We start from the raw sequence: 21,777 nt of genomic DNA on the forward strand, positions 1-21,777 counted from the left end.
CTTTCCGAAGATATTTTTAAACAGCCGCATTTGCGATTGCCTCGCAGATGCGGCTGTTTTTTTGACTTCTCCCACCCCATTTGTTATAATCAAGGAAACGTATTTCTTATCGTCAACCTACGGTTGGCAACAAGGTGTACCCCCACCCCCCAACCATTCCCCCCACAGAAAGGAGACAAACCATGCCCCAGCCGCTGCGCTTAATCATCGTAGACGACGAGTCCTTCATGCGGGACAACCTGGCGCATCTCTTCCCGTGGGAGGAGCTGGGCTATGAGGTGGCCTCCGTCTTTGCCAACGGCCGGGAGGCCCTGGCCTACCTGGAGCACAATCCCGCGGATGTGGTGCTCACCGACATCCAGATGCCGGTCATGGACGGACTGGAGCTGGCCCGCTGCATCCGCGAGCAGAACATCCCGGTGCGCCTGGTCTTTCTGTCCGCGTACTCGGATTTCGAGTACGCCAGAAAAGGCATCCTCTACGGGGCCGACGACTACCTGGTCAAGCCGGTCCGCTACCAGGAGCTGGTCAATCTGTTCACCCGGCTGAAGGACTCCATCAGGGCCGCCGCCCGGGAGACGGTACCGGAGCCGGACCAGGAGGAGGAGCCCGCGCTGGCCGCCCTCTCCGCCTGCATCCGCGAGCACCCGGGCGAGATCAGCCTGGATTTCGCCTCCCGCGCCACCGGCCTGGACAGTGAGTTCATTTCCGGACTTTTAAAAGAGCGCCTGTCCATGACCTTCCCGGAGTTCGTGTGCCGGGAGAAAATGATCTGGGCCGCCGGGCTGCTGCGCGATATCCACCTCAGCATAGGCGAGATCGCCGCCCGGACCGGCTACACCAATTCCAAGAATTTTTCCCGGGCGTTCCACAACTACTACCACATGACTCCCATGCAGTACCGGAAAAAGGGAGAAACCTGACACTGAGGTGATACAGAACGATGAACTCATATATGAAACTGGTGATCGCAGACGACGAACCCAATATCCGCGACAGCTTAAGCCAGCTCTTCCCCTGGGAAGAACTGGGAATTCAGGTGGTCTTTCTGGCCGCCAACGGCCGGGAAGTGCTGGACTACATGGAAATGAACCCGGTGGACCTGCTCCTGGCGGATATCCGCATGCCGGTAATGGACGGGCTGGAGTTGACCCAGGCCGTCCGGCAGGCGTACCCGGAGGTCCCCGTCATCCTGCTGTCCGCCTTCGCGGACTTCGAGTACGCCCGCACCGCCCTGCGCTTCGGGGTCAGCGCCTACCTGACAAAGCCGGTGAATTACGGGGAACTGATGAAAACCTTCCGGGCGGTGACCCATTCCGCCATTGCCCCGGAAAGCGCTCCCGCCCCAGCGCCGGAAACTGCAGGCGACGGCCAGCCCGTGTCCTACAAGGGCTATTACAACGAGATCGTCACCCGCATCCAGGTTTACGTCCGGGATAACGTGGACACCGCCTCCCTGATCGGGGCCGCCGAGCTGACCGGCCTATCCGCCAGCTACGTCTCCACCATTTTCCACCGCTGCCTGAACCAGACCTTCTCCGACTTCCTGAACCAGACGCGGATGGAGAAGGCCATGCAGCTTCTGAAGGAGGGACGTTCCGTATCGGATACGGCCTGGATGGTGGGATACAACAACCCCCGGAATTTTTCCCGCGTGTTCAAACAGTACCACGGCGTTGACCCCTGACCGGCCAAACGCTGACTACTCCCCAAGGAGGACTTATCCCTATGCGCCGCCGCTTTTTCGCCGAAAATATGGTCCGCATGCTGACGCTGTCGCTGCTGCCCATGCTCTTTCTCACCGTCATCTTTTTCGCCGTCCTGGTGCCCACGGAAAAAAAATCCCTGGAGAGCGAGGCGGAAATCAACCTCTCCCTGCTCCAGGAAAATGTGGACCTTCTGCTGAATGATTCCAACAAGGTCATGAATATGCTGGCCGTCCCGGCCTACTCCAATTCCAACTCCATTTACCAGATTCTCCAGTCGGAAAAGCTGGGGTACGTGGATTTTGTGATCTTAAAACAGGTGGCAGCGCAGCTAAACGCCATCGTCAACTCCCGGGACTACATCGACAGCATTTACGTCTATATCCCCAACGCCCGGGGCCGCTACCTGACCAACCAGGCCAATGTCTACGAGATGGCTACCGGGCCGGACAAGGACTGGCTTTCCGCCTGTTCCGGCGACAGCGCCTACCGTGTCATCCGCCGCAGCACCAGCCTCTACGCCTCCGCCCCGCGGGACTATCTGACCGTGGTCCAGGAGAACTCGAAGGGTTACACCGTGGCGGTCAACATCGTGGTTTCCTATTTCAAGCGCCTGTTCACCAACTCCTATTTAGAGAGCGGCCGGGCCATTGTCCTGGCCGAGGGCGGCAAGGCCCTGTTCTCCAGCAGCCAGGATCTGGACGCCCAGGACTTGGTAGGACGCCTGGAAGGTATGACGGACACCGGCGGGCTGCTGCGCCTGGACAACAACCTGATCATGCGCTCTTACTCCCCCAACACAGGGCTGGATTTCATCTCCGTCACGCCGGTCTCCCTGGCCTACGCCAATATTTACCGGCTGATCGGGATCACCTGCGCCACCGTGTTTCTCTGCATCCTGGTCGCCGTTATGACCTCCTACCGTTACGCCGTCAACATGTCCCGCCAACTCTACGCCATCCTGGACCTGATGGACGCCGCCATCTCCCACAAGGAGCTGCCGGAAATACGGCCCCACAGCAACGACCTGTACAGCCACATTGTGACCAACATGATCCAGACCTTTACCCGCAATGACTTTTTGGAGGTATCCCTAAACGAGCAGAAATTCCAGGCCCTGTCCCTGGAGCTGTCCGCGCTGCAATACCAGATCAACCCTCATTTCCTCTCTAACACCCTGCAGATGATCGATTTTGAGATATTAAAGCATACCAAGCTGCCCACCACGGCCAACGAGATGATCCAGGACTTGTCCATTTTCCTGCAATACAGCCTGAGAGCGCCGGACGAGGACGTGACCATCGAGCAGGAGATCGAGGCCACCACCCACTACACAGCCCTGATGGCGCACCGCTACGCGGGACAGGTGCAGGTGCACTGGGACGTGGACCCGGAGGCCCAGAGCTACCGAATCCCCAAGCTGATCCTCCAGCCTATGATCGAGAACTCCGTCACCCACGGCAACAACAGCCAGGCGAATCCCCTGGACATCTTTATCTATATCGCCGTCAGGGACGAGCTTCTCACCATCCAGGTGCGGGATAATGGCAACGGCGTCAGCCCCGAGCGCCTTGAGGATCTGCGGAATTCCCTCTCCAGCTTCGAGGGCTTCCACGAAAAACACATTGGCCTGCAGAATCTCTTCCGCAGATTGCAGTTGAGATTTACCGCAGACCAATGCCGCATTACCCTGGACAGCCAGCTGGAAAAAGGCTTTTCCGTCACAATTTGTATCAATACCTCCGCAGAATCACAGGAGGGATAAAATATCGCTCCACACGCCCTCATACACCGGAATGCCGTTCTTCAGGTTATCCGCCCGGCATTCCAGGGTCAGCTGGCCGGTGTAGATAATCCGGTCCGTGCCCTGGGCCTTTTCGGAGGCCAGCAGGTCCTTGACCGCGCCCTCCAGGATGCGCTCCGCCGCCTCCTGCGTCACCAGGTTCCGATAATCCACGGCGATAAACACCTGGGACACCCCGTGTTCGTCCCCGGCCAGTCTGCCCACCTCCGAGACCGTGTTGCCGTCCGACAGCACGCCCGCGAAAATGTCCAGCATAAAGGACAGGGCCGCCCCCTTCCAGTATCCGGTGGGCAGAATCCGCTGGGATTTGATCACGCTGTCCGGGTCCCGGGTCAGATTGCCCGCGGTGTCAAAACCGGCGTCTATGGCCATCTGCCGCCCCTGAAGACGGGCCAGTTCCAAGGCCCCGTAGGAGAACTGGGACATGGCCATGTCCGTGATCAGGTGCCCCTCCCTGCGGGGAAATGCAAACACCAGCGGATTGTTGCCGATGCGGGAGTCCACGGCCCCCCAGGTGGGCATGTTGGGCATGGTGTTGGTAAAACAGACGGCCGCCATACCCTCGTCGCAGGCCTGATATCCGTAGGTGGCCGCCCGCATCCAGTGGTTGGTGTTCCGCAGGGCCACCAGGCCGATGCCATAGGATTTGGCCAGCTTGACGGCCTCCTCCATGGCGAACCAAGCGTTGGTGATGCCAAGGCCCAGATGGCCGTCCACCTGCTCCATGGCCCCCATGCGCACCGTCACCTCCGGTTCCGCCCCGGGCCTTACAATCCCCTCGTCAATATTGCGGATCAGCCGGGCGAACCGGTTGATGCCGTGGGTGTATACGCCCTCCAGCGAGTTTCTCGCCATCTCGTGGGCTACTTTTTCCGCCTTTTTCTCCGGGCAGCCCCGCCCCGCCAGCACCTGGCAGAGGCAGGCCTTTACTTCCTCAAAGGGTAATCTGACTGTTCCCATCCTGTTCCACTCCCCTCATAAATGATACAAAGCTCACAAGCTGTTCCTCAAATCCCACGCCCTGGCCTTCCAGAGCCGACTTCTCCCATTCCAGGGAGTAAAATCCCTGATAGCCCTTGCCTTCCAGCCAGCGCACCGTGGACTCCACCGGCAGCAGCCCCTGCCCGATGGGGCAGTAAATGCGGCCGTTTTCCAGGGTGCGGCTGATGTCCTTGATGTGGACATGGTAGATGCGCTCCCCGATCATTTCCCAGGTTTTTCCAATCTCTTCTCCCATATCCCAGGGATGGATAATGTCAAGGAGCACGCCGATGTTTGACGGCACGTCCTTTAAAATCCGCGCCAGGGTTCTTCCGTCCTTGGCCGAATCGTGGGTCTCGATAACCAGCCGGACAGGGGAATTTCCCAGGCGTTTTGAGGCGTATTGCAGGCCTTCTATGGCTATTTGGTCGGCTTGTGACAGGCTCACAGCCTCCGGTACCGGCCCCATAAACACCCTCAGACAGGGCGCTTCCAGAAATTCCGCCAGCCGCACCATATCCATCATGCGGTCCACTTCCTCCCGGACCGCGGCCGCCGTGGGCTGGTGGAACCGGGTGTAGGCGGTCAGGCAGGGCACCGCCAGTTTATGTTCCCGCACCAGCTCTCTCACGTGGGCAGCGTAGGAAAATGTGCTCTCCGGCGACACGTGGGCGTCGCCCCGGCCCCTAAGCTCGATTCCCTCCAGGCCGTGGGCCGACGCGATCTCCACCGCCTCCCTGATGGTCCTGTCCTGAACGGACAGCGTGGTATAACTCAGCTTCATAGAGCACCTCCCTGGAATACGATCCGGTTGTTGGTCTTTGTGATCTCCTTCATCCGGTTTTCGGGGTCCAGCTCCACCGAGCAGCCCGCCAGTTCGATTCCCCGAGTCCAGAGAGGAATCTCCATCACTTTGGGGTACAGGTCGTTTGGCGCAGGGATAGGCGGAACCTGGCTGCGGCGCAGGATTTCGCCGGAGGGACTTCTAAGCACCAGCTCCGTCTCCGCGCTCTCTGTGGCCCCGATGTTGTGCACCCGCACGCGGATGCAGTCGTCCCGGATGATCACGTCCTCCCGGTCGATGGCCAGGTCCGGGCGCTCCCAGTATGCTTTATCCCGTTCCCTGAGGTCCAGCTCCAGAACGGTGTGGCGGCCGGGTTTGAATACCACCGGCAGACCACCCATCCACTCCAGGTCCATTTCCCGCTCCTCCGCCTGTTCCATCACGCCGATCTTTGGCCCTGTTCCAGCCCTCACCGTCCATTTTCCGGGAATGATATCTTCCATAATCATGTGGGCGGTGATATCGTCGTCGGTCATGTTGAAGGCGCTGAGGCGGATTTTGTCCGGGGCCGCGTGCGTTACCATGACGGCCACGTCCATTTCCTGGGAAGGTTTAAACTGCCAGCGGAAGTAGTGCCGCGGGTACAGGGAAAAACGCTCGTGGCCCACGCCGCCTATACGGTCCTGCTGCATCACCGCGATGTCGATGACGCCCCGGTCCACCCACAGCTGGCCGTCCGTGTTGATATATTCCCGCAGCGCGGCCTTGCGCAGAATATCCTCGTAGCGCCTCGCCGCGGCCTCCCCGATATCCAGTCCCGCGAAACGGTCCTGCTGCTGCTCGTAGAGGGCGGGATCGATGGGTTTTAAGTATTTTTCATCCCCGGTGAATTTCCACGCCGCGTAGAACAGGGGCCATTCCCTGGTCCGCTCGTGGACCTGGTCCTCGTCCGTGGTCACGTTGACCAGCACGTGGAGCCGCCCGTCATAGTAGTGCTCCAGCATGGAGTCGGCCGTCTCCAGCACCAGCCTGCGGGCCTCCGGTGAACCGTTGTAGCGCACCAGCATGTAGGTGGGATGGAACACGTGGAAGGAGTCCGACGCGGAGTAATCCCAGGGCGCTTCCCGGGCGATGCGTGTACCGGAATAGTAGCCTGAAAGCACGTGGCGGTGGCCCTTCTCATTGTAGCCGGTCACATAGTGCAGGCCCCTGGCATTTTCCATGGCCCGCTCCATATATTTGGGCGAACCCGGGAACAGGGTCAGGCACTGGCCCAGGCACTGGATTCCCTCCTCCAGGGTGTGAAGCTGGTCCGTCTGGATGGCGCAAAGTCCGTTGGCGAACATGCCCTGTTCGTAAAATGCCTCCATCTCGCGGGCCAGGGACTCGCCGATCTTCTCCGGCATGCAGCCCGCCATGGCCGGCCCCGGCCACCAGGCCGTCAGATCGCCGTCGTCGGAAAGGCCGCCGCCAAACTCGCCGTTTTCGATCTGGCGCTTATCGATCCACCAGCGGATATAGCGCTTCACGTACCCCATGTACTCCGTCTGCCGCCAGGCCCAGAGCGGGATTCCCTCGGGGCAGCGGGAGAATGCAAATTCCGGCGGGTTGGTTTTGAATTTATCGTACCAGTATTCCCGGGCCAGGCGGTGCTCCGGGCACACCCGCAGCAGATCGGTCAGGTCGGCCTTGAACCGGTTGAACATGTTGAAATGTTCGTTGGAGGGATTTTCCTCTACCAGGTTGGCGTAATTGTCCTTTACCTGAATCCAGCGGTCCTCTATGTGCTCTTTTTTCGCTTCCTCGTAGGGTTTGTAGATCACTTCCATAGAAATATTTTCCATATATTCCGCGGGAACCTGGGTTGACCAGGCGATCTGCACGTACAGGGCTTTCCCCTCGGGCAGGATGCGGTCTCTGGTGTCCAGCCAGATTTCCTTGGCGGAGCCGGGGAGAACGGCGAAAGTGAAGTTCATCAGGTTCCTGTATATCCACAACGGATCTTTCACCTGGACGTTCATCAGCACGTACCGGCCGTGGTCCGGCGCGCAGTTGAGGGGCGGGAGGTGAAGTAAAAGTCCGTCCATGCCGGTGCCGGTCGGCTGATGGTAGGGGAGCATGTAGTGGGATATGGGGAGGGCTTGGGACGGCGGGAGGAGCGGGGAGGCGGGGAGGACATAGCCTGCAGGGCTGTTCGCCTGAGCCACCACAGGCTCACTCGCCGGAGCTACCGCAGGGCCGCTCACTGGAGTCACCTCCGGGTCACTTAACCGAATCACCTCGGGCCGGCTCACCGGAGTCATCGTGGGCTGACTCGCCGGAGACACCGCAGGCTCACTCGCCGGAGACACCGCAGGCTCACTCGCCTGAACCACCACAGGCTCACTCGCCGGAGCTACCCCCTGCCCGCTCGCCAAATCCCCCGCAAAACACCGCCTCTCATCCGCCGCAAATCTCCCGGCCACAAACGCCCTGACCCCGTCAAAGCATTCCTGCCCCATTTTCCCGTCGTCCGGCGAGAACCGGAACATTTCCCTGGCCGCGCCCTCCGGGGCCACGCCGGGTTCCACCTGGAGCAGGGTGATATCCCCGATTGGCTCCTCGATCACGTCGTTTGTGAAGGTGATGTCCACATTCCGCACCGGTTCCGCCAGCCGGAGCACGCTGCGCTCGCAGGACTCCCGGCGCACCTTCAGCTGCTCCTCCAAACGCCCGTGAATCCGCAGCTGGCCCGCGGCGGAGCCGGAAATCTCAATGTGGTTGAAATATGTATCCTTTACCGGCTGGAACGTGATCTCCTTGCCGGAGACGGAATAGCAGTCCCAGTCCGGCAGCACAAAATAATCGGTTCTGCCCGGCAGCCCGGACCGGTTGTAGACGCCCGGCCAGGTGGTCTCCCGGATTCCGTCGCAGCCCTTCCACCACCAGCGCTTGTGATCCCAGGCGTCGTGAATCTCCACCTTATGGACCGCCGTGGCCGGATGGGTCAGCGCCGCGGGCATTTCCCCGGCGTCGAAGCCGAAGCGCCTCTGCCATTCCCGGTTCCAGCGCTCCCCGCCCAGATTCCGCGCCGGAAGCTTCGCAAGCGCGGGCGTCTCCAGACGGCTCACCGCGCGCACCTCCTCGTCCGTCAGCATGCGGTCGAACACCGTGATCTCGTCGAAGTCCCCGGTGCGCATGTAATTGTAGCTGGACTGCACCTGGGCGTTGCTTATCACCCGGGAGTGGGTGCCGAACTGATCCAGCCCTGCGTACAAAATGGCCTCCTGATCCAGCTTAGCCGCCAGCTCCCCGTCGATATAGAGCCGCACGCCCACGGTCTCGTCCCAGGAAAAGGCCACATGGAACCACTGATCCGGCTCCGGCAGCGCCTCAAACCGGTGGGACACCCGCAGGCGGCTCAGGTTGATGTCCGTCACAAATGCGTCGATGCCGTGCCCGTTGTAATCGATGCGCATAAACAGCGCGTCCCAGCTGGAGTGATCCGCAAAGGACACCCGGAACAGCGGAAATTCCGTTGGCCCCAGGGGCGTCCTGCTCCGCCAGAAGAAAGACACGGTCCCCCTCTGAGAATACATGTTGCCCGGCGCCCAGTAGGCCAGAAGCTGGGTGGGCAGGCAGCGCAGCGCTTTCCCCTTCCGCCCGTTCTCAATCACTTCCACATCCTTAAAAAAGTTGGGGGTTGGGTTGCCCGCCGCGATCTCCGGCACGCTCCCCTGCTTTCCCGACAGATAAAACAATATTCCCTCATTTTTCATAATAATCTCCCCCTAACCCTTGATCCCGGATGTGGCGATCCCGTCCACGAAATACTTCTGCGCGCAGAAGAACAGGATAAACAGCGGAATAATGGAGCAGACCGACATTGCCATGACCTCGTTCCACTTCACCGCCTCCGTAGACGCGTCGATGGACAGCCGCAGCCCCAGCGACAAGGTGAATTTTTTCGGCGAATTGATGAAAATAAACTGGTTGTAAAAATCATTCCACGTCCACAAAAACTGGAACAGTCCGGCCGAGAACAGCGCGGGCTTTAGCAGCGGCACCAGGATGTGGATCAGAATCTGGAAGGAGCTGCAGCCGTCGATCTTGGCCGACTCGTCCAGCATGGACGGCACATTCCGCAGAAACTGAATGATCATAAAAATGAAAAACGGGTAGACGGCAAACAGCGCCGGCACCAGAAACGGCAGGTAGCTGTCCAGCCAGCCCAGGTTCTTAAACAGCATAAACCGTGGAATAATGATCACCGTGTTGGGCAGCATCAGCGTGGAGATCAGCACCGGAAACAGGATTTTCTTGCCCGGGAAATCGAACCGGGCGAACCCGTAGGCCGTCAGCGTGCAGGAAACCACCGTGAAGGCCACCACCGGAATTACCAGCTTGAAGGTGTTCAGGAAAAAATTGGTAAATGTCACCACACCGGTGGCCCCGCTCTTCCAGCCGTTGGTATAGTTCTCCCCGTGCCACAGCTTAGGCAGCAGCTTGGTGGAGGTGAAAATTTCATTGGTGTCCTTAAACGAGGCGAACACCATAAATACTACCGGGTAAATCAGGACAACGCCCACCACAATCAGGATCAGATGGCGGATCAGAGCCGCCTTGGAAGCCTTATCCATCATTTTTTGCTCCCCCCTTCATCCGCATAATAAACCCAGGCGTCCGACGATTTGAACACCAGAAGCGTCAGCGCCAGAATCACCAGGAACAAAATCCAGGACTCCGCGCAGGCGTAGCCCACCTTGTAGAACCGGAACGCGTCGTCGTACAGCTTCATACCGATTATGTAAGTCCGCTTCATGGGTCCGCCGCCCGTGATCACAAACGCCGAGGTGAAGTTCTGCAGCGCCTGGATGGACTGCATGATCAGATTGAAAAATACCACGGAGCTGATCTGCGGCAGCGTGATATGCAGAAACTGGTTCCATTTCCCGCTCCCGTCAATGGAAGCCGCTTCATAGAGCTCCGCCGGAATCCCTTTAAGCGCAGCCAGGAAAATGACCATGGCCGAACCGAACTGCCACACCTGTAAGAGGCTCAAGGTGATCAGCGCCAGCTTGGCGTCCGTCAGCCAGTTCACCGGCCCCAGACCCAGGAGCCCGATAAAATGGTTGATCATCCCGTCCTTCATGAAGATCACCCGCCAGAGCACGGACACGGCCACGCTTCCGCCCAGAATGGACGGCAGGTAATACAGGCTGCGGTAAATGCCGATTCCCTTGATTTTCGCGTTCAGCAGGATCGCGATGAACAGCGCGAAGGCCAGCTTCAGCGGCACGGAGAGAAGGGCGTAGAAACCGGTGATCTTCATGGTGGACAGGAATTGTTTGTCCGTGGTAAACAGCGTCAGATAATTTTTCAGCCCCACAAACTGCGGCTGGTTTAACAGCGTATAATCCGTAAACGAATAGCAGAAGGATGCGATAAACGGATACAGCTGGAAGATCAGAAAACCCAGCAGCCACGGAGCAATGTAGAGAAGCCCTACATACCGTTTGGATTTCATCTTGTTTGAAATCATAGTTCCTCCATTCCCCGGACTTAAACTGGGAGCAATCCCTGAGGCAATCCGGCGTTAATCCCATTACATTCAAGCAATCGCCCGCAGGCTGTGCCAGCGGCCCATTACATTCAAATAAAAACCGATGTTTTTGTCAGGAACATCGGAAACCTGTTAATGCTTATGTCTGATCACGGAAACCGCGTCCGGCAGTTCTGTCAGGACTGTGCCGAGGAAGCGACGATCTGGTCGATGCGGCTGATCACCTCGTCCGCGGCCTCCTCCATGGAGTCATACTGTTTGTATGCGATTTTCTGCATAATCTCCGTCATCATGGCCTCCACCTCGGAGTTGTTGGACCACGCGTTCACCACGTTGCCGGAATTTTCCAGGGAGTATACCACGTTCTCCATGGCGGACTCGTCCAGAAGCGCTTTCTCCTCGCAGAAGGTGCGCAGGCTTTCTCTGGCGGGTACGGAATAGGTGTCCTTTAAGAGCTCGGCGCCCTCCTCGGAGTTGAACATAAAGCTCAGGAACTTAGCGGCCGCCTCCGGGTTCGCGCATTTTCCGTTCACTGCGAATAAGGTGGTGGGACGTACCTCGATACCGGATTCCTTGCTGTTCTCCATCTGAGGCAGCACATAGCCGGAGGTGGTGTAATTGCCGCTCTCATCGGCCCGTCTTGCGGAAGCGTCCGTCATAACGGAGGTTCTGCCCAGGATCATGAACATCTGGCGGTTCAGCCAGGTGGGGTTCTGGGTCATGGAGTTCTCATAGATTCCCGCCTCCTCGATGGGCTGGAAGATTCCCTTCTCAAACAGGGTGTTCACCAGTCCCAAGGCCTCGGCCAGCTCTTCCCTGGTCACGCCCACAGTGCCGTCGTCGTTGATGAACTGCTTGCCGGTCAGCTGGCGCAGGTAAACTCTGGCATAGTACAAGGCGGCCTGTTTGCTGTCCACGCAGCACAGGTACTGGCTGGAATCCGCAGCGTGAACCTTCTCGCCCAGAGCGATCAGGTCGTCCCAGGTAAAGGTCTTGTCGGCGGGGTCAAAGCCGTATTCCGCCAGCTTCTCCGTATCCACCAGAGAACCCATTCCATTCACGCCCGCCGGGACGAAGAACGTTCCGTTGTCAAACTTACAGAAATTGTCAATAATGTAGGCGTCCATATCGTCCAGTCCCAGATCGGCGTAACCGCTTAAATCCGCAAAGAAATCTCCCTGCGCCATAATGCTGGACACCCAGGGCTGGTCCACGGCCATGATATCCGCGGCCGCGCCGGACGTAAGCTGCATGGTGAACTTGTCGCGGTAGTCCGCAAATGCCGAATACTCCGGTTCAATGACGATGTCTGGGTTGGCCTTCTGGAACGCGTCGATCACGGCCAGAATCCGCTCATGTCTGGAATCTCCGCCCCACCAGGACATTCTCAGGGTAACCGTCTCCCCGGACGCCTCACTGGGCTTCTCCCCCTCTGTCTGGGCCGCCGCTGTAGTATTCTCAGCCCCCGCTGCCGTGGTGGGCTCCGCCGTCTTGCCGGAGCCGGAGCACCCGGCCAGGCTCCCCGCCAGCATACCTGCCGCCATAAACGCTGCGATCAATCGTTTGTGTTTTCTCATGATAACCTCCCTCTCTGATTTGGTCGTGACTTTTTTTGTAACTCTATTGTATCATTGGCAAAATCTTCACACAACAACCTCCAAATTCAAAAAAGTATCACCTTCTTGCGCATACTTTTAAAAAAGTATCATTTCTTTCTATTATATTGACATTTATTGTGGGGAATTTTATGATCGGTTTTATGGTATATGGAGGGAATCACATGAAACGATCAGAGACAAATGGAATTGACATTTACGAGTATGACAAGAACGCCGGGAAAAATTTCCAGCCACTGATCCAGTTCGGGGACTGGCGGGTGGCGGCAGCCTCCGAAAATGGAAGCGGCGGCGGACCAATCACCGCCATGTCCCGGCACATGGAGACGGACGAGGTTTTCGTGCTGTTAAAAGGCTCCTGCACCATTTTCGCAGGCGGAAACGGGGATCACTCCGCAGACATCACCCCAGTAGAAATGGAGCCGCTCAGGCTCTACAACATCCGCCGCGGAACCTGGCACGCACGGATCATCGCGCCGGGTTCCCTGGTTCTGGTGGTGGAGAACAGGGTGACCGGGGATTTTAATTCGGAGACGGAGGTGTTGGAGAGGCCGGTTGGGATTCATTTATCAGCCATAGTCTGATATAATGAAGTAAATTTAGAATCTATGGAGGGGCAGAATGTGTGATTGTATGGTTTGTGAGCGAATTAACCGGATCAAGAATGGTAAAAACCCATATTTTGTAAGAGAGCTGAATACCGGCTATGTCGTAATGGGAGACTGCCAACGTTTCACCGGGTATACACTGTTTTTATGCAAACAGCACGTTACCGAGCTGCATTTTCTTGCCCCGGAATTCAGAGATGAATTCTTACATGAAATGTCAGTCGTAGCTGAAGCAGTATACAATGCCTTTCAACCGGATAAGCTGAATTATGAACTTCTGGGGGCCGGGAGAGGAGTTCACATGCATTGGCATATCTTTCCCAGGCGAAGCGGAGACACGCCAAAAAACGGACCGGTCTGGCAGTTGGGAGACCTACTGTACGCCCAGGAATCCATACCCAGCCAAGAGGAATTGGAGAATTTGAAAATACGTTTAAATACAGAATTAGATAAACTTGTATAACACATGCAGCCGTTCCACCGATCAACAATCGCCAGCAGCCCATTGCATTCAATAGAAGTGAAGGGCATAATCCGTTTCGACTATGCCCTTCACTGTGTTCATTCCTTATCATTATCTAATCTGCTTTATAACCGGTTAGCGCTTTTTCAGCGCTATCAAGCATAGCTAAAAAATCTTTATCTGCTCTGGAAAGGGTTGTTTCAATTATATACCTTCTTTATGGTTGCCGCATTTAAAAAAGCCCCTCCGGCCCCCCCAGGGCCCTCGGGGCATTTCACTCGCCGTCTCAACCGTTCCTTCTCTTCTCCCGTTCCATATGATACACCCGCTTACGCTCATACATAGACGCATCCGCCCGCTCATACAGCGCCGCCAGTCCGTCATCCCTTGTCTTGTCATAAACCGCAACGCCGCCGGACAGCGACAGCAAAACATCCGCGTCGACCTCGGGGGCCCGCTGGGCAAAATACCGGCAGATTCCGTCCAGAATCTCTTCCAGCTCCCCCTCCGGGACGCCGTTAAACAGAATCACGTACTCGTCCCCGCCCGTCCGGTAGGCCGCGCCCCGTTTGCCCACCACGGCCCGGATCGCCTGGGCGGCGCTCTCGATATACCGGTCGCCCATATAATGGCCGAACCGGTCGTTGACCAGTTTCAGGTCGTTCAGATCGATGGAGATCATACCCACCCCGGCGCGGATTCCCTCCGCCTCCATGTTGTTCAAATCCGTCTGGAACACGTTCCGGTTTTTCAGCTGCGTCAGCTGGTCCGTATTATATAAATCCTGGTAGGTGGGGTTGGAAATCCTGCGGAAGGCCACCATGGCCACCGCCGTGGACAGCAGGCTGACCAGCAGCACGATGCCCGGAAGCATTCGCAAAATGCTCTGGTAGGTATTGTACTGGTGCTCCGCCCCGATCTCGATGCCCAGCACGCCCACCACCTTCTCCCCGTCGTGCACCGGGAAATAGGTGATGAAAATCTTCCCCCATTCCGTGTCCTTGATGTTCTTCGGCAGAACCCGCTCGCCGTCCAGGGCCCGCTGCATGTCCGGCACAATCTCCGGCTCAATTAAGTCCCCCGGATACCGGAAGTCCTCCGCCCGGGCCTCCAGACCGTCGATCACGTAGATGAACTGCCCCGCCTCATTCTTTTTGGCCGTGTACAGATACATCATATTGGTGGCGCTCTTCACCTGCCTGAGCAGCCGCTTCATCTCCCGGTAAGACTCCTTCTCCATGTCCTCCCGGGTGTTGATCTCCTCGAACATGGACTTGTCCAGGGAGTCCTCCAGAAAATCGTATATGGCAAACACCCGCTCCTCCAGGCTGTGAATCATGTCCCGATGGGTCATCCGGTAACAGACAAGATAAATGCAGCTGGAGCAGAATATGGTGACTATAATCATCAAAATCGATACCTGTACGTCGACCCGGCGGATTTGCTTCCCCAATCTCATGATATTCTCCTCTATGGCCTCCCTGAACGGCAGTGGTTTACCCGACACCAGTTCCCTTATATCCTACCATAGATTCGAAAATTTGCCTAGCGGTTTAAACCCTGTCCGCAAGTTCGCGCCTGACCGCTGTGACTCTCAAACCGCCCTGCTCTGTGTCGGCAAATACCTGTAAACGGCCAGACATGCCGCCCAAACCGGCGCCAGAACAGCCGCCCGCAGGCTGCGCCGGCGGCCCACTGCCTTCAATCAAATACCGGACAACCAAAACCCACCGCTTATGATCCAGCGTCCGGCCTCTGCAAAAACACCACCCCCACCGCATCCGGTCCAATATGGGCCCCGATTGTGGGGTTGATCTCCGACACAATGATCTCCTCCACCCCTTCCGGCATTTCCTCTAAAAGCCGCTCACGCAACTGGCCCGCCAGGACCTGGCAGCCCGAGTGGACAATCCCCAACTCCGGATATCCGCCCTGTTTTTCCCGCAGAAGGTCGGTCATAAACGCAACCGCCTTCTTTAGGGTGCGCACCTTATTCCTCGCCACGATCTGCCCGGCCTCATTGACGGTCAGTACCGGCTTGATGTCAAGGACCGTCCCGATGCAGGCGCTCACGCCTCCAAGCCTGCCGCCCCAGGCCAGATATTTTAAGTCGTTGACCGCGAACCAGAGATTTACCAGCGGAATCTCCCGCTCAACAGCCTGGACAATCTCATCAAAGGAGCGGCCTTCCAGGCGGCGTTTGGCCGCGCGGTACGTCAAAAGCCCCTGGGCAAAGGAGGCGTTTAAGGTGTCGATCACCTCGATCCGTCTCTCCGGGTACTCCCCGCAGAGCTGCCGCGCCACCATGGACACCGTGTTATAGCTGCCGCTCAAAGCGGAAGAAAACATGAGGCAGATGATATCCTCCCCTGCCGCCAGCCGCGGTTCCAGCAGTTCCCTGACCCGCTGCGGGTTACAGCCCATGGAATAGGCCCTCTCCCCTCCTGACATCCGCGCGAAAAACTCTGCGGAGCTTAGATTCTGTTCGTCCCCATACACAGTGTCATCCCGGTCAAACCGGTAATACTGGGGCAGAATGACGATCCCGTATTCATCCGCCAGCCCTCCCGGAATATCCCCGTTCACATCCGCCGCTATGGTGATTTTCGTCTCCATCCTTTAACCTGCTGCCTTTCCCGGCCTTAAAGACCATACGATACAAAAGTGTCAGAAGAATCCTGGCGTTTAACACGGATTTCCGCCAGAATCCGATCCTTCTCTCCCTGTGTTTTTTGTCCGCGCTGTCCGCCGGCATCATCCCGTCAAAATATTCATACCGGTCCAGAAGCCTCATAAATTCCTCCGGCAGGTACTTATAATAAGGCTTTGAAAATGGGACAGCGCCGGTCATCTCTATGATTCTTCCCACAAAAGACATACAATTTTCCGTTTTATAGATCGAAAATCCATGAAATACCGTCATGGTCACCATGCTGAAAATATTAAACATATATTCCGGGTCCCGCTCATAGTCCCGGATCAGCCCTTTGATCCGCTCCAGATCCTTCCGGTCGACCGGTATCCGGTAAACCTTCGTCCGGTAAGCAGTCTGCCCCGGCTGCACATAATCTCCCCGCCGTTCCCACACGATCCCGGCGTCCAACGGCGTGTTGGCGCTTCTTCTGGAAAAACTCACAAAGTCCTCCAGCTTCCCGTCAAAGGCAATGGAAATATGGGTATAGTCACAGCCGGAAATACGGCGGCTGATCTTCGCAATCGTGGTCATTGTGGCCATAAAACAGATGTATATGCAGGGATTCTGCCCCTTGTCCGCCATTCCACATCTCCCCCTTCGCCGTCATCGGGCGCCTTTCCCCCTGACCATATTTTTGAGAAACGACAGGATGTAGGACCGGTAGTCTATACCATCATACACCCCCTGCCTCCTGGCCAGCAGGAACAACCGGATCAGCAGCACATAATAGTAAAAATAATACTTCCGGACGGACAATTTCTCCGGCCTGCACACCAGATGCATATAGTCCCAGTGCCCCGGGTCCTCTGTGATCAGCTTGTCCGCATAATCATGATAGATTTCCGTTCCCGGCACCGGTGTAAAAATGGAGACGGCCACATTTTTCACGCCCCGCGTGGCAATCCAGGTATACAGGCGGTCGAAATCCTTTTTTTGGAAATCCAAATCCACGATGAACATGCCGAATATCTTGATCCCCAGCTCGTTTGTAAAACGCACGCACTCCGCGTTCCAGGAAATCTTTGTCCGCTTGTTGTACTGTTTTAAGTAGGTGTCCTCCACCGCCTCCAGGCCCACGATCAGGTACAGCAGGCCGATTTCGGCAAAGTCGCGGATCAACTGGCGGTTCTTCAGAATAAAATCCACCCGTCCCATGCAGACATACGTTTTATGGATTCCCTTTTCTTTGATCAGGTCTATAAACCGGCGGATCCGCTTCGCGTCCAGCAGAAAATCGTCGTCAATGATATAGATTCCCTCGCTGTCGATGGAAGCGATCTCCTCCACCACATCCTCAATATCCCGCGCCGTGTACGTCCCGCAGTTGAGCACGTTCCGGTAACAGAACCGGCATCGGAACGCACAGGAGTAAGCGGTCCTCACCTGGGCGCAGTGGGGAATCTCAAAATAATTGTAATGCCCCGGATGGGAATAAAAGTTACTGCGGTCCGGCCAGGGCAGGCGGCGGATGTCAAAGGGCTGCGCCGCCTGGCACTTCCACTGCCCGCCCTCCTTGTAACAGAGCCCCGGAATCTCCTCCGGCGCCTCCCCCTCAATGATTCTGGAAACCTGAAAGACGTCGAACGTGGTCAGGATATAATCGGTCTCCGGCATATAAAACCGCTCCTGGTTCTTCTGCACGTGCAGCCCGCCCACGATTGTGACAACCTGCGGATCCAGCCTCTTTGCCAGGCGGATATACTCTTTCATAAAGGCTTCCTGCTTGATCCGGCCGCAGATATAGAACACGTCCGGCCGGCACTGCCGCAGCTTCTCCTCCAGAGAAACCGTCTCTCTGGGCACGTCAAAGATTTCCGGGGTATATCCCTCCTGCGTTAAGACCGCGCTTAGGTACTCAAGCTCCAGCGGCTCATTTTCCAAAATACCGTTAAAATTATACTTGTTTCTGGACACTTCCGGATGGACCAGCAATATTTTCTTATCCATGTATCTTCCCCCTATTCCGGTCCGTTATCAACCGGATCAGACTTATTTCTCTTTGTTGTCCACATTATAACAGAGACACAATGTGGGGGACAGATACCATACGTCATAACTGTGAGTGACGTTTGTCACTGATTTGGGGAAATGCAGTCCGCCGGCGGACCGATTCACATCTACCAGCCAAGAGCCGCAGCCCGGTTCCTGTGCGCGTGCCGCACCGCGGCCCTGCACTTTAGCAGAATGCCGTCCAGCTGGTCCCATCCAGCCGCCCTGGCGTTCTGCAGCAGCTTTGCTTCCAGCAGATGGGCCTGGATCACCAGGCTGTAGTAGAGCTGGGTGTCCACCTGGCGTTCGCGGCAGACCCTTGTCAGCAGCTCCGTGGTGGCCGCGTACTTTTTAAGCAGCTGCCGGGTGGCCGTCCCACGCTTATAGGGGAACAGCAGGCAGTTGGCCGCCACGGCCAGCGCCGCGCCAACGCAGACATAACCGAGCCGCACCGCGGCCATGGTTCCCACATCAGACCAACCGAAGGCGGTCATGAAAACAGCCCCGCCCAGGGCGCCGATGGTGGAACAGGTAAAGGTCCCCGTGTATTCGGCGCAGTAAAAGGACAGGTAGCCCGAGAGCATCATGACCGCCGTCCGCCCCGCCATGGACGGGATCAGCGAGTACAGCGCCACGGAAAACAACCCTCCCGCCACGGTGGCCATCAGCCGCTTCCCGGTTTTCTGCTTCACGTCGTCGGCGTAGGGCACGGACAGGGAAGCCAGGGTGAACAGCAGCCATTTCCCGTGAGGCAGGGCCAGAACCTGCACCACAAGGGTGAATACAGACAAAAGAAAGGCCACCCGCAGCGCGTACAAAACCCGCACGGGGCTGACATCCAGAGCCGCTTTCAGCCGCACGGTCACAGAGAGCACGGTCTTGCGGTAATGGGTGCGCTTCTGGGGATCGGACAGATGGAGCAGGTGATTGTGCAGGTACAGCAGCGCGTTGTAAAAATCCGTCTCCGCCCGCTCATCCCCGCCGCAGGCAAAATCTTCCCGCGCAGGCGGCGCAAGCTGCCCGCCCTCCTGGGAGATATAGGCCCTGTACTCCCCGATCTTCTCCCCGATTTTTTCCAGTATTTTCCTCATCTCAGGGGTAAGCGGCTCCTTCAGGTCCACCAGCAAAAGCACAATATGCTCCAGTCCCCGCCCGGCATCGATCATGGAGAACCCGGCGTCCGAGACGCAGAGAGCCTTTTTTCTCCGGTCATACACCGTCTGGCTCAGCCCGAACAGCCTGCGGTGCACCTTCTCCGGGTCAGCCGCCTCCCCCTCGCCGGTCAGAAGATATGTAATCGCGGCCACAGCATCGTCCGCCATGGAACAGAGCACGTCCCGGGCCGTCTCAGCCGCCCGCCTGCGCCCCATAAACAGCTGATAGAGGATCACGCACACCGCGCCTGCAAGCAGCCCCAGCAGCCGTTTGGGAAGCCCCCCGGCCGTCACCGGAGAGATAAAGATCAAAAATAAATAGGATAAAATGTAAGGAAAATACATATGGCTGGAATATTCATAGGTGAATGCATAGAGAATGAAAAACACCGTCAAAAGATTAACCGGAAACGCGGCCAGAGGCGGCAGCGTATTGACCAAAAATGCGGACATCCCCATCCACAGGAGCACCGCGGCCTGGATCAGCAGATGCTTGACGGGCGTGGCCGTCATATCCCGCACCATGGAGGCCGACATCATGATCGTGAAGATCACCCCCACGATGGAGTTCTCCGCCCCAAAGATCCATTGAAACACGTTGACAAAGGCGATGATGAACATAAAGTTCAGGGTCGCGTGGGCGAAATTCGCCCGGACGTTCTTAAATAGCGCTTCGTTATTCAGTTTTACCAATCAGACTACTTCCTTTCTCATTTAACACGGGACGCCGGCGCAGACTGCCAGGCAATCCCATTTTCGCGTATATTGGTTGATTATAGCAAAAATAAAACCGAATCGCAATACGTCTATTTTTCACCATTTCTTATTTCCATTCGCCAACAACACAGGAGCCGAAAAAGCGCCCCTGTCACATGTTGGACAGGGACGTTTTTCTTGCAATGATTCGTCATGAACCCTCAATCACCGCGTCATTTTCCAAATCAGCTCCGTTGGAAGCGATCAGCTTTTTGTAATAATAGAAGGATTTCTTCCGGCTGCGCTTTTTGCTCCCTCTCCCATAGTCATCCTGATCGACATAAATCATTCCATAACGTTTTGTCATCTCCGATGTACCGGAAGAGATCAGATCAATGGGCCCCCACCAGGCATAACCGAATACGTCGACTCCGTCGGCAATGGCTTCGCGCAGCTGTTCCACATGAGCGCGCATATAATCGATGCGGTAATCGTCCTGAATATGGCCGTTTTCGTCAAAATGGTCAACCGCTCCCAGACCATTTTCCGAAATGAAGATCGGCTTGTGGTAACGGTCATAAATGCGGTTCAGCGTGACGCGGAATCCAATGGGATCGATGGTCCATCCCCACTCGGATTTTGGCAGATACGGATTCTTGATATCCGAGACAAGGCGGCCTGTTGGCTGCGGAACCGGAGAGCCTTTATATCGCATAATATAGGTCATATAATAACTGATTGTGATAAAATCAACCGCTCCGTCCTTCAGAATCTTTAAATCATCCGGCTCCATTTCAATGTGAATATTGTTCTCGTCAAAGAACCGTTTCATATAATACGGGTATTCGCCGTTGGCCTGAACGTCGGTAAAGAACCAGTTAAAATGATCCTCGAACATCACCTGAAGCTGATCCTCCGGTTTACAGCTCTCCGCATAATTTTCCAGACGGCAGAGCATATTTCCCATCTTTGCCTCCGGGTCTATCTCATGCAGCTTTTTTACAGCCAGAGCGCTTGCAACAAACTGATTATGAACGGTCTGGAACTTTAACTGCCAGTTGCCCAGGTACGGATTGCAGGAGAGCGGCTCCGGCGCACCGCCCAGAATGACGCCGACGCTTGTAAACGGATTGGAAAGTACATTGTTGATCTCATTAAAGGTCAACCAATATTTTACTTTTCCCTTATAGCGCTTCATCACAGTCTCCGCATAGCGCACAAATGCCTGGACGGTATGACGGCTGGCAAAACCATTGTAGGCTTCAGCCAGATGGAGCGGCGTATCAAAATGTGAAAGCGTCACCATCGGCTCAATCCCATACTTGTGAAGCTCGTCAAACACAGCGTCGTAGAACAACAGCCCTTCTTCATTTGGCTGCGGATCGTCGCCCTTGGGAAAAATCCTGGACCAGGAAATACTCATTCGAAAAACCTTAAATCCCATCTCAGCGAACAGGCGGATGTCTTCCTGATAGGTGTGATAAAAATCGATCCCCCTGCGTTTCGGCAGCTCCCAGTTCTCCGGGTGCGCCTTCATATCAGCCACCATCTCCCTGGATGCTGCGTTGTGCGGCACATGGGTATCGAATGCCCCCTCGGTATCGCGGATTTCCTTGGTAATCAATCTTGCGAAATCAGAGGTTGCCGGGCCGCGGCCGCCCTCGTCCCATGCGCCCTCGATCTGATTCGCGGCGGTAGCGCCTCCCCAGAGGAAATTTTCAGGAAATGTATTTGTCATA

Annotated in this window: 17 protein-coding genes; 5 read left to right on the forward strand and 12 right to left on the reverse strand. The window is 56.6% G+C overall.

The window, feature by feature from the left end; genetic code table 11:
- Positions 1 to 182: 182 nt before the first annotated feature.
- From ACK2JC_RS07930 to ACK2JC_RS07940, 3 genes are read left to right on the forward strand one after another with little or no spacing between them, the layout of a single operon-like run.
- Complete coding sequence (locus tag ACK2JC_RS07930) at positions 183 to 923, forward strand: response regulator (protein ID WP_333683416.1); 741 nt, start codon at positions 183 to 185, stop codon at positions 921 to 923.
- A gap of 20 nt (positions 924 to 943) precedes the next feature.
- Entirely contained in the window at positions 944 to 1,687 is a 744-nt protein-coding gene (locus ACK2JC_RS07935) for a response regulator (RefSeq protein WP_320937570.1), read from the forward strand.
- A gap of 41 nt (positions 1,688 to 1,728) precedes the next feature.
- Positions 1,729 to 3,471, forward strand: a complete 1,743-nt coding sequence (locus ACK2JC_RS07940) for a sensor histidine kinase (RefSeq protein WP_320937571.1) — start codon at positions 1,729 to 1,731, stop codon at positions 3,469 to 3,471.
- Here the strand turns inward: ACK2JC_RS07940 and yiaK are convergent.
- The 6 genes from yiaK to ACK2JC_RS07970 form a co-directional block, all read right to left on the reverse strand.
- On the reverse strand, positions 3,457 to 4,470 hold the full coding sequence (yiaK, locus tag ACK2JC_RS07945; RefSeq protein ID WP_320937572.1) for a 3-dehydro-L-gulonate 2-dehydrogenase: 1,014 nt from the start codon (positions 4,468 to 4,470) through the stop codon (positions 3,457 to 3,459). The genes ACK2JC_RS07940 and yiaK overlap by 15 nt on opposite strands.
- Entirely contained in the window at positions 4,445 to 5,275 is an 831-nt protein-coding gene (locus ACK2JC_RS07950) for a sugar phosphate isomerase/epimerase family protein (RefSeq protein WP_320937573.1), read from the reverse strand. The genes yiaK and ACK2JC_RS07950 overlap by 26 nt, the downstream gene beginning before the upstream one ends.
- The gene (locus ACK2JC_RS07955; protein ID WP_320937574.1) at positions 5,272 to 9,033 is read right to left on the reverse strand and encodes a LamG-like jellyroll fold domain-containing protein; all 3,762 of its coding nucleotides are present in this window, start codon (positions 9,031 to 9,033) and stop codon (positions 5,272 to 5,274) included. Before ACK2JC_RS07955 ends, ACK2JC_RS07950 begins: the two co-directional genes overlap by 4 nt.
- 12 nt (positions 9,034 to 9,045) lie before the next feature.
- On the reverse strand, positions 9,046 to 9,897 hold the full coding sequence (locus ACK2JC_RS07960) for a carbohydrate ABC transporter permease (protein WP_333683408.1): 852 nt from the start codon (positions 9,895 to 9,897) through the stop codon (positions 9,046 to 9,048).
- Positions 9,894 to 10,796: a carbohydrate ABC transporter permease gene (locus ACK2JC_RS07965; protein WP_092366828.1), complete on the reverse strand. Its 903-nt coding sequence runs from the start codon at positions 10,794 to 10,796 to the stop codon at positions 9,894 to 9,896. The genes ACK2JC_RS07960 and ACK2JC_RS07965 overlap by 4 nt, the downstream gene beginning before the upstream one ends.
- A 197-nt stretch (positions 10,797 to 10,993) precedes the next feature.
- Positions 10,994 to 12,394: an ABC transporter substrate-binding protein gene (locus tag ACK2JC_RS07970; protein WP_107434653.1), complete on the reverse strand. Its 1,401-nt coding sequence runs from the start codon at positions 12,392 to 12,394 to the stop codon at positions 10,994 to 10,996.
- A gap of 203 nt (positions 12,395 to 12,597) precedes the next feature.
- Between ACK2JC_RS07970 and ACK2JC_RS07975 the strand changes: the two genes are divergently transcribed.
- Both ACK2JC_RS07975 and ACK2JC_RS07980 read left to right on the forward strand, forming a co-directional pair.
- Positions 12,598 to 13,017, forward strand: coding sequence for a hypothetical protein (locus ACK2JC_RS07975; RefSeq protein ID WP_320937575.1), 420 nt, complete (start codon positions 12,598 to 12,600; stop codon positions 13,015 to 13,017).
- A 37-nt stretch (positions 13,018 to 13,054) separates the two neighbouring features.
- On the forward strand, positions 13,055 to 13,504 hold the full coding sequence (locus tag ACK2JC_RS07980; RefSeq protein ID WP_302325396.1) for an HIT family protein: 450 nt from the start codon (positions 13,055 to 13,057) through the stop codon (positions 13,502 to 13,504).
- 286 nt (positions 13,505 to 13,790) lie between these two features.
- On the opposite strand, the gene ACK2JC_RS07985 is transcribed toward ACK2JC_RS07980, so the two are convergent.
- From ACK2JC_RS07985 to ACK2JC_RS08010, 6 genes are all read right to left on the reverse strand, one after another.
- On the reverse strand, positions 13,791 to 14,963 hold the full coding sequence (locus ACK2JC_RS07985) for a GGDEF domain-containing protein (protein ID WP_320937576.1): 1,173 nt from the start codon (positions 14,961 to 14,963) through the stop codon (positions 13,791 to 13,793).
- A gap of 275 nt (positions 14,964 to 15,238) precedes the next feature.
- On the reverse strand, positions 15,239 to 16,120 hold the full coding sequence (locus ACK2JC_RS07990; RefSeq protein ID WP_227170283.1) for a DegV family protein: 882 nt from the start codon (positions 16,118 to 16,120) through the stop codon (positions 15,239 to 15,241).
- Positions 16,056 to 16,781 carry a hypothetical protein gene (locus tag ACK2JC_RS07995; RefSeq protein ID WP_118757011.1) on the reverse strand — a complete coding sequence of 242 codons (726 nt, stop codon included), beginning with the start codon at positions 16,779 to 16,781 and terminating at the stop codon, positions 16,056 to 16,058. Before ACK2JC_RS07995 ends, ACK2JC_RS07990 begins: the two co-directional genes overlap by 65 nt.
- 21 nt (positions 16,782 to 16,802) lie before the next feature.
- Positions 16,803 to 18,146 (reverse strand): B12-binding domain-containing radical SAM protein, encoded by a 1,344-nt coding sequence (locus tag ACK2JC_RS08000; RefSeq protein WP_368271007.1) that lies wholly within the window; start codon positions 18,144 to 18,146, stop codon positions 16,803 to 16,805.
- Between the two features lie 170 nt (positions 18,147 to 18,316).
- Positions 18,317 to 20,035: an FUSC family protein gene (locus tag ACK2JC_RS08005; RefSeq protein WP_368271008.1), complete on the reverse strand. Its 1,719-nt coding sequence runs from the start codon at positions 20,033 to 20,035 to the stop codon at positions 18,317 to 18,319.
- 214 nt (positions 20,036 to 20,249) lie between these two features.
- Positions 20,250 to 21,776, reverse strand: coding sequence for a glycoside hydrolase family 1 protein (locus ACK2JC_RS08010; protein ID WP_368271009.1), 1,527 nt, complete (start codon positions 21,774 to 21,776; stop codon positions 20,250 to 20,252).
- Between the last annotated feature and the right edge of the window lies 1 nt (position 21,777).

The sequence above is a fragment of the Enterocloster lavalensis genome (genome assembly GCF_046603895.1).
Taxonomy (GTDB): Bacteria; Bacillota; Clostridia; order Lachnospirales; family Lachnospiraceae; genus Enterocloster; species Enterocloster lavalensis.

Coding starts and splice junctions, on each gene's coding strand:
- ACK2JC_RS07930 (WP_333683416.1), top strand. CDS start 183: ATGCCCCAGCCGCTGCGCTTAATCATCGTAGACGACGAGTCCTTCATG.
- ACK2JC_RS07935 (WP_320937570.1), top strand. CDS start 944: ATGAACTCATATATGAAACTGGTGATCGCAGACGACGAACCCAATATC.
- ACK2JC_RS07940 (WP_320937571.1), top strand. CDS start 1,729: ATGCGCCGCCGCTTTTTCGCCGAAAATATGGTCCGCATGCTGACGCTG.
- yiaK (WP_320937572.1), bottom strand. CDS start 4,470: ATGGGAACAGTCAGATTACCCTTTGAGGAAGTAAAGGCCTGCCTCTGC.
- ACK2JC_RS07950 (WP_320937573.1), bottom strand. CDS start 5,275: ATGAAGCTGAGTTATACCACGCTGTCCGTTCAGGACAGGACCATCAGG.
- ACK2JC_RS07955 (WP_320937574.1), bottom strand. CDS start 9,033: ATGAAAAATGAGGGAATATTGTTTTATCTGTCGGGAAAGCAGGGGAGC.
- ACK2JC_RS07960 (WP_333683408.1), bottom strand. CDS start 9,897: ATGATGGATAAGGCTTCCAAGGCGGCTCTGATCCGCCATCTGATCCTG.
- ACK2JC_RS07965 (WP_092366828.1), bottom strand. CDS start 10,796: ATGATTTCAAACAAGATGAAATCCAAACGGTATGTAGGGCTTCTCTAC.
- ACK2JC_RS07970 (WP_107434653.1), bottom strand. CDS start 12,394: ATGAGAAAACACAAACGATTGATCGCAGCGTTTATGGCGGCAGGTATG.
- ACK2JC_RS07975 (WP_320937575.1), top strand. CDS start 12,598: ATGAAACGATCAGAGACAAATGGAATTGACATTTACGAGTATGACAAG.
- ACK2JC_RS07980 (WP_302325396.1), top strand. CDS start 13,055: ATGTGTGATTGTATGGTTTGTGAGCGAATTAACCGGATCAAGAATGGT.
- ACK2JC_RS07985 (WP_320937576.1), bottom strand. CDS start 14,963: ATGAGATTGGGGAAGCAAATCCGCCGGGTCGACGTACAGGTATCGATT.
- ACK2JC_RS07990 (WP_227170283.1), bottom strand. CDS start 16,120: ATGGAGACGAAAATCACCATAGCGGCGGATGTGAACGGGGATATTCCG.
- ACK2JC_RS07995 (WP_118757011.1), bottom strand. CDS start 16,781: ATGGCGGACAAGGGGCAGAATCCCTGCATATACATCTGTTTTATGGCC.
- ACK2JC_RS08000 (WP_368271007.1), bottom strand. CDS start 18,146: ATGGATAAGAAAATATTGCTGGTCCATCCGGAAGTGTCCAGAAACAAG.
- ACK2JC_RS08010 (WP_368271009.1), bottom strand. CDS start 21,776: ATGACAAATACATTTCCTGAAAATTTCCTCTGGGGAGGCGCTACCGCC.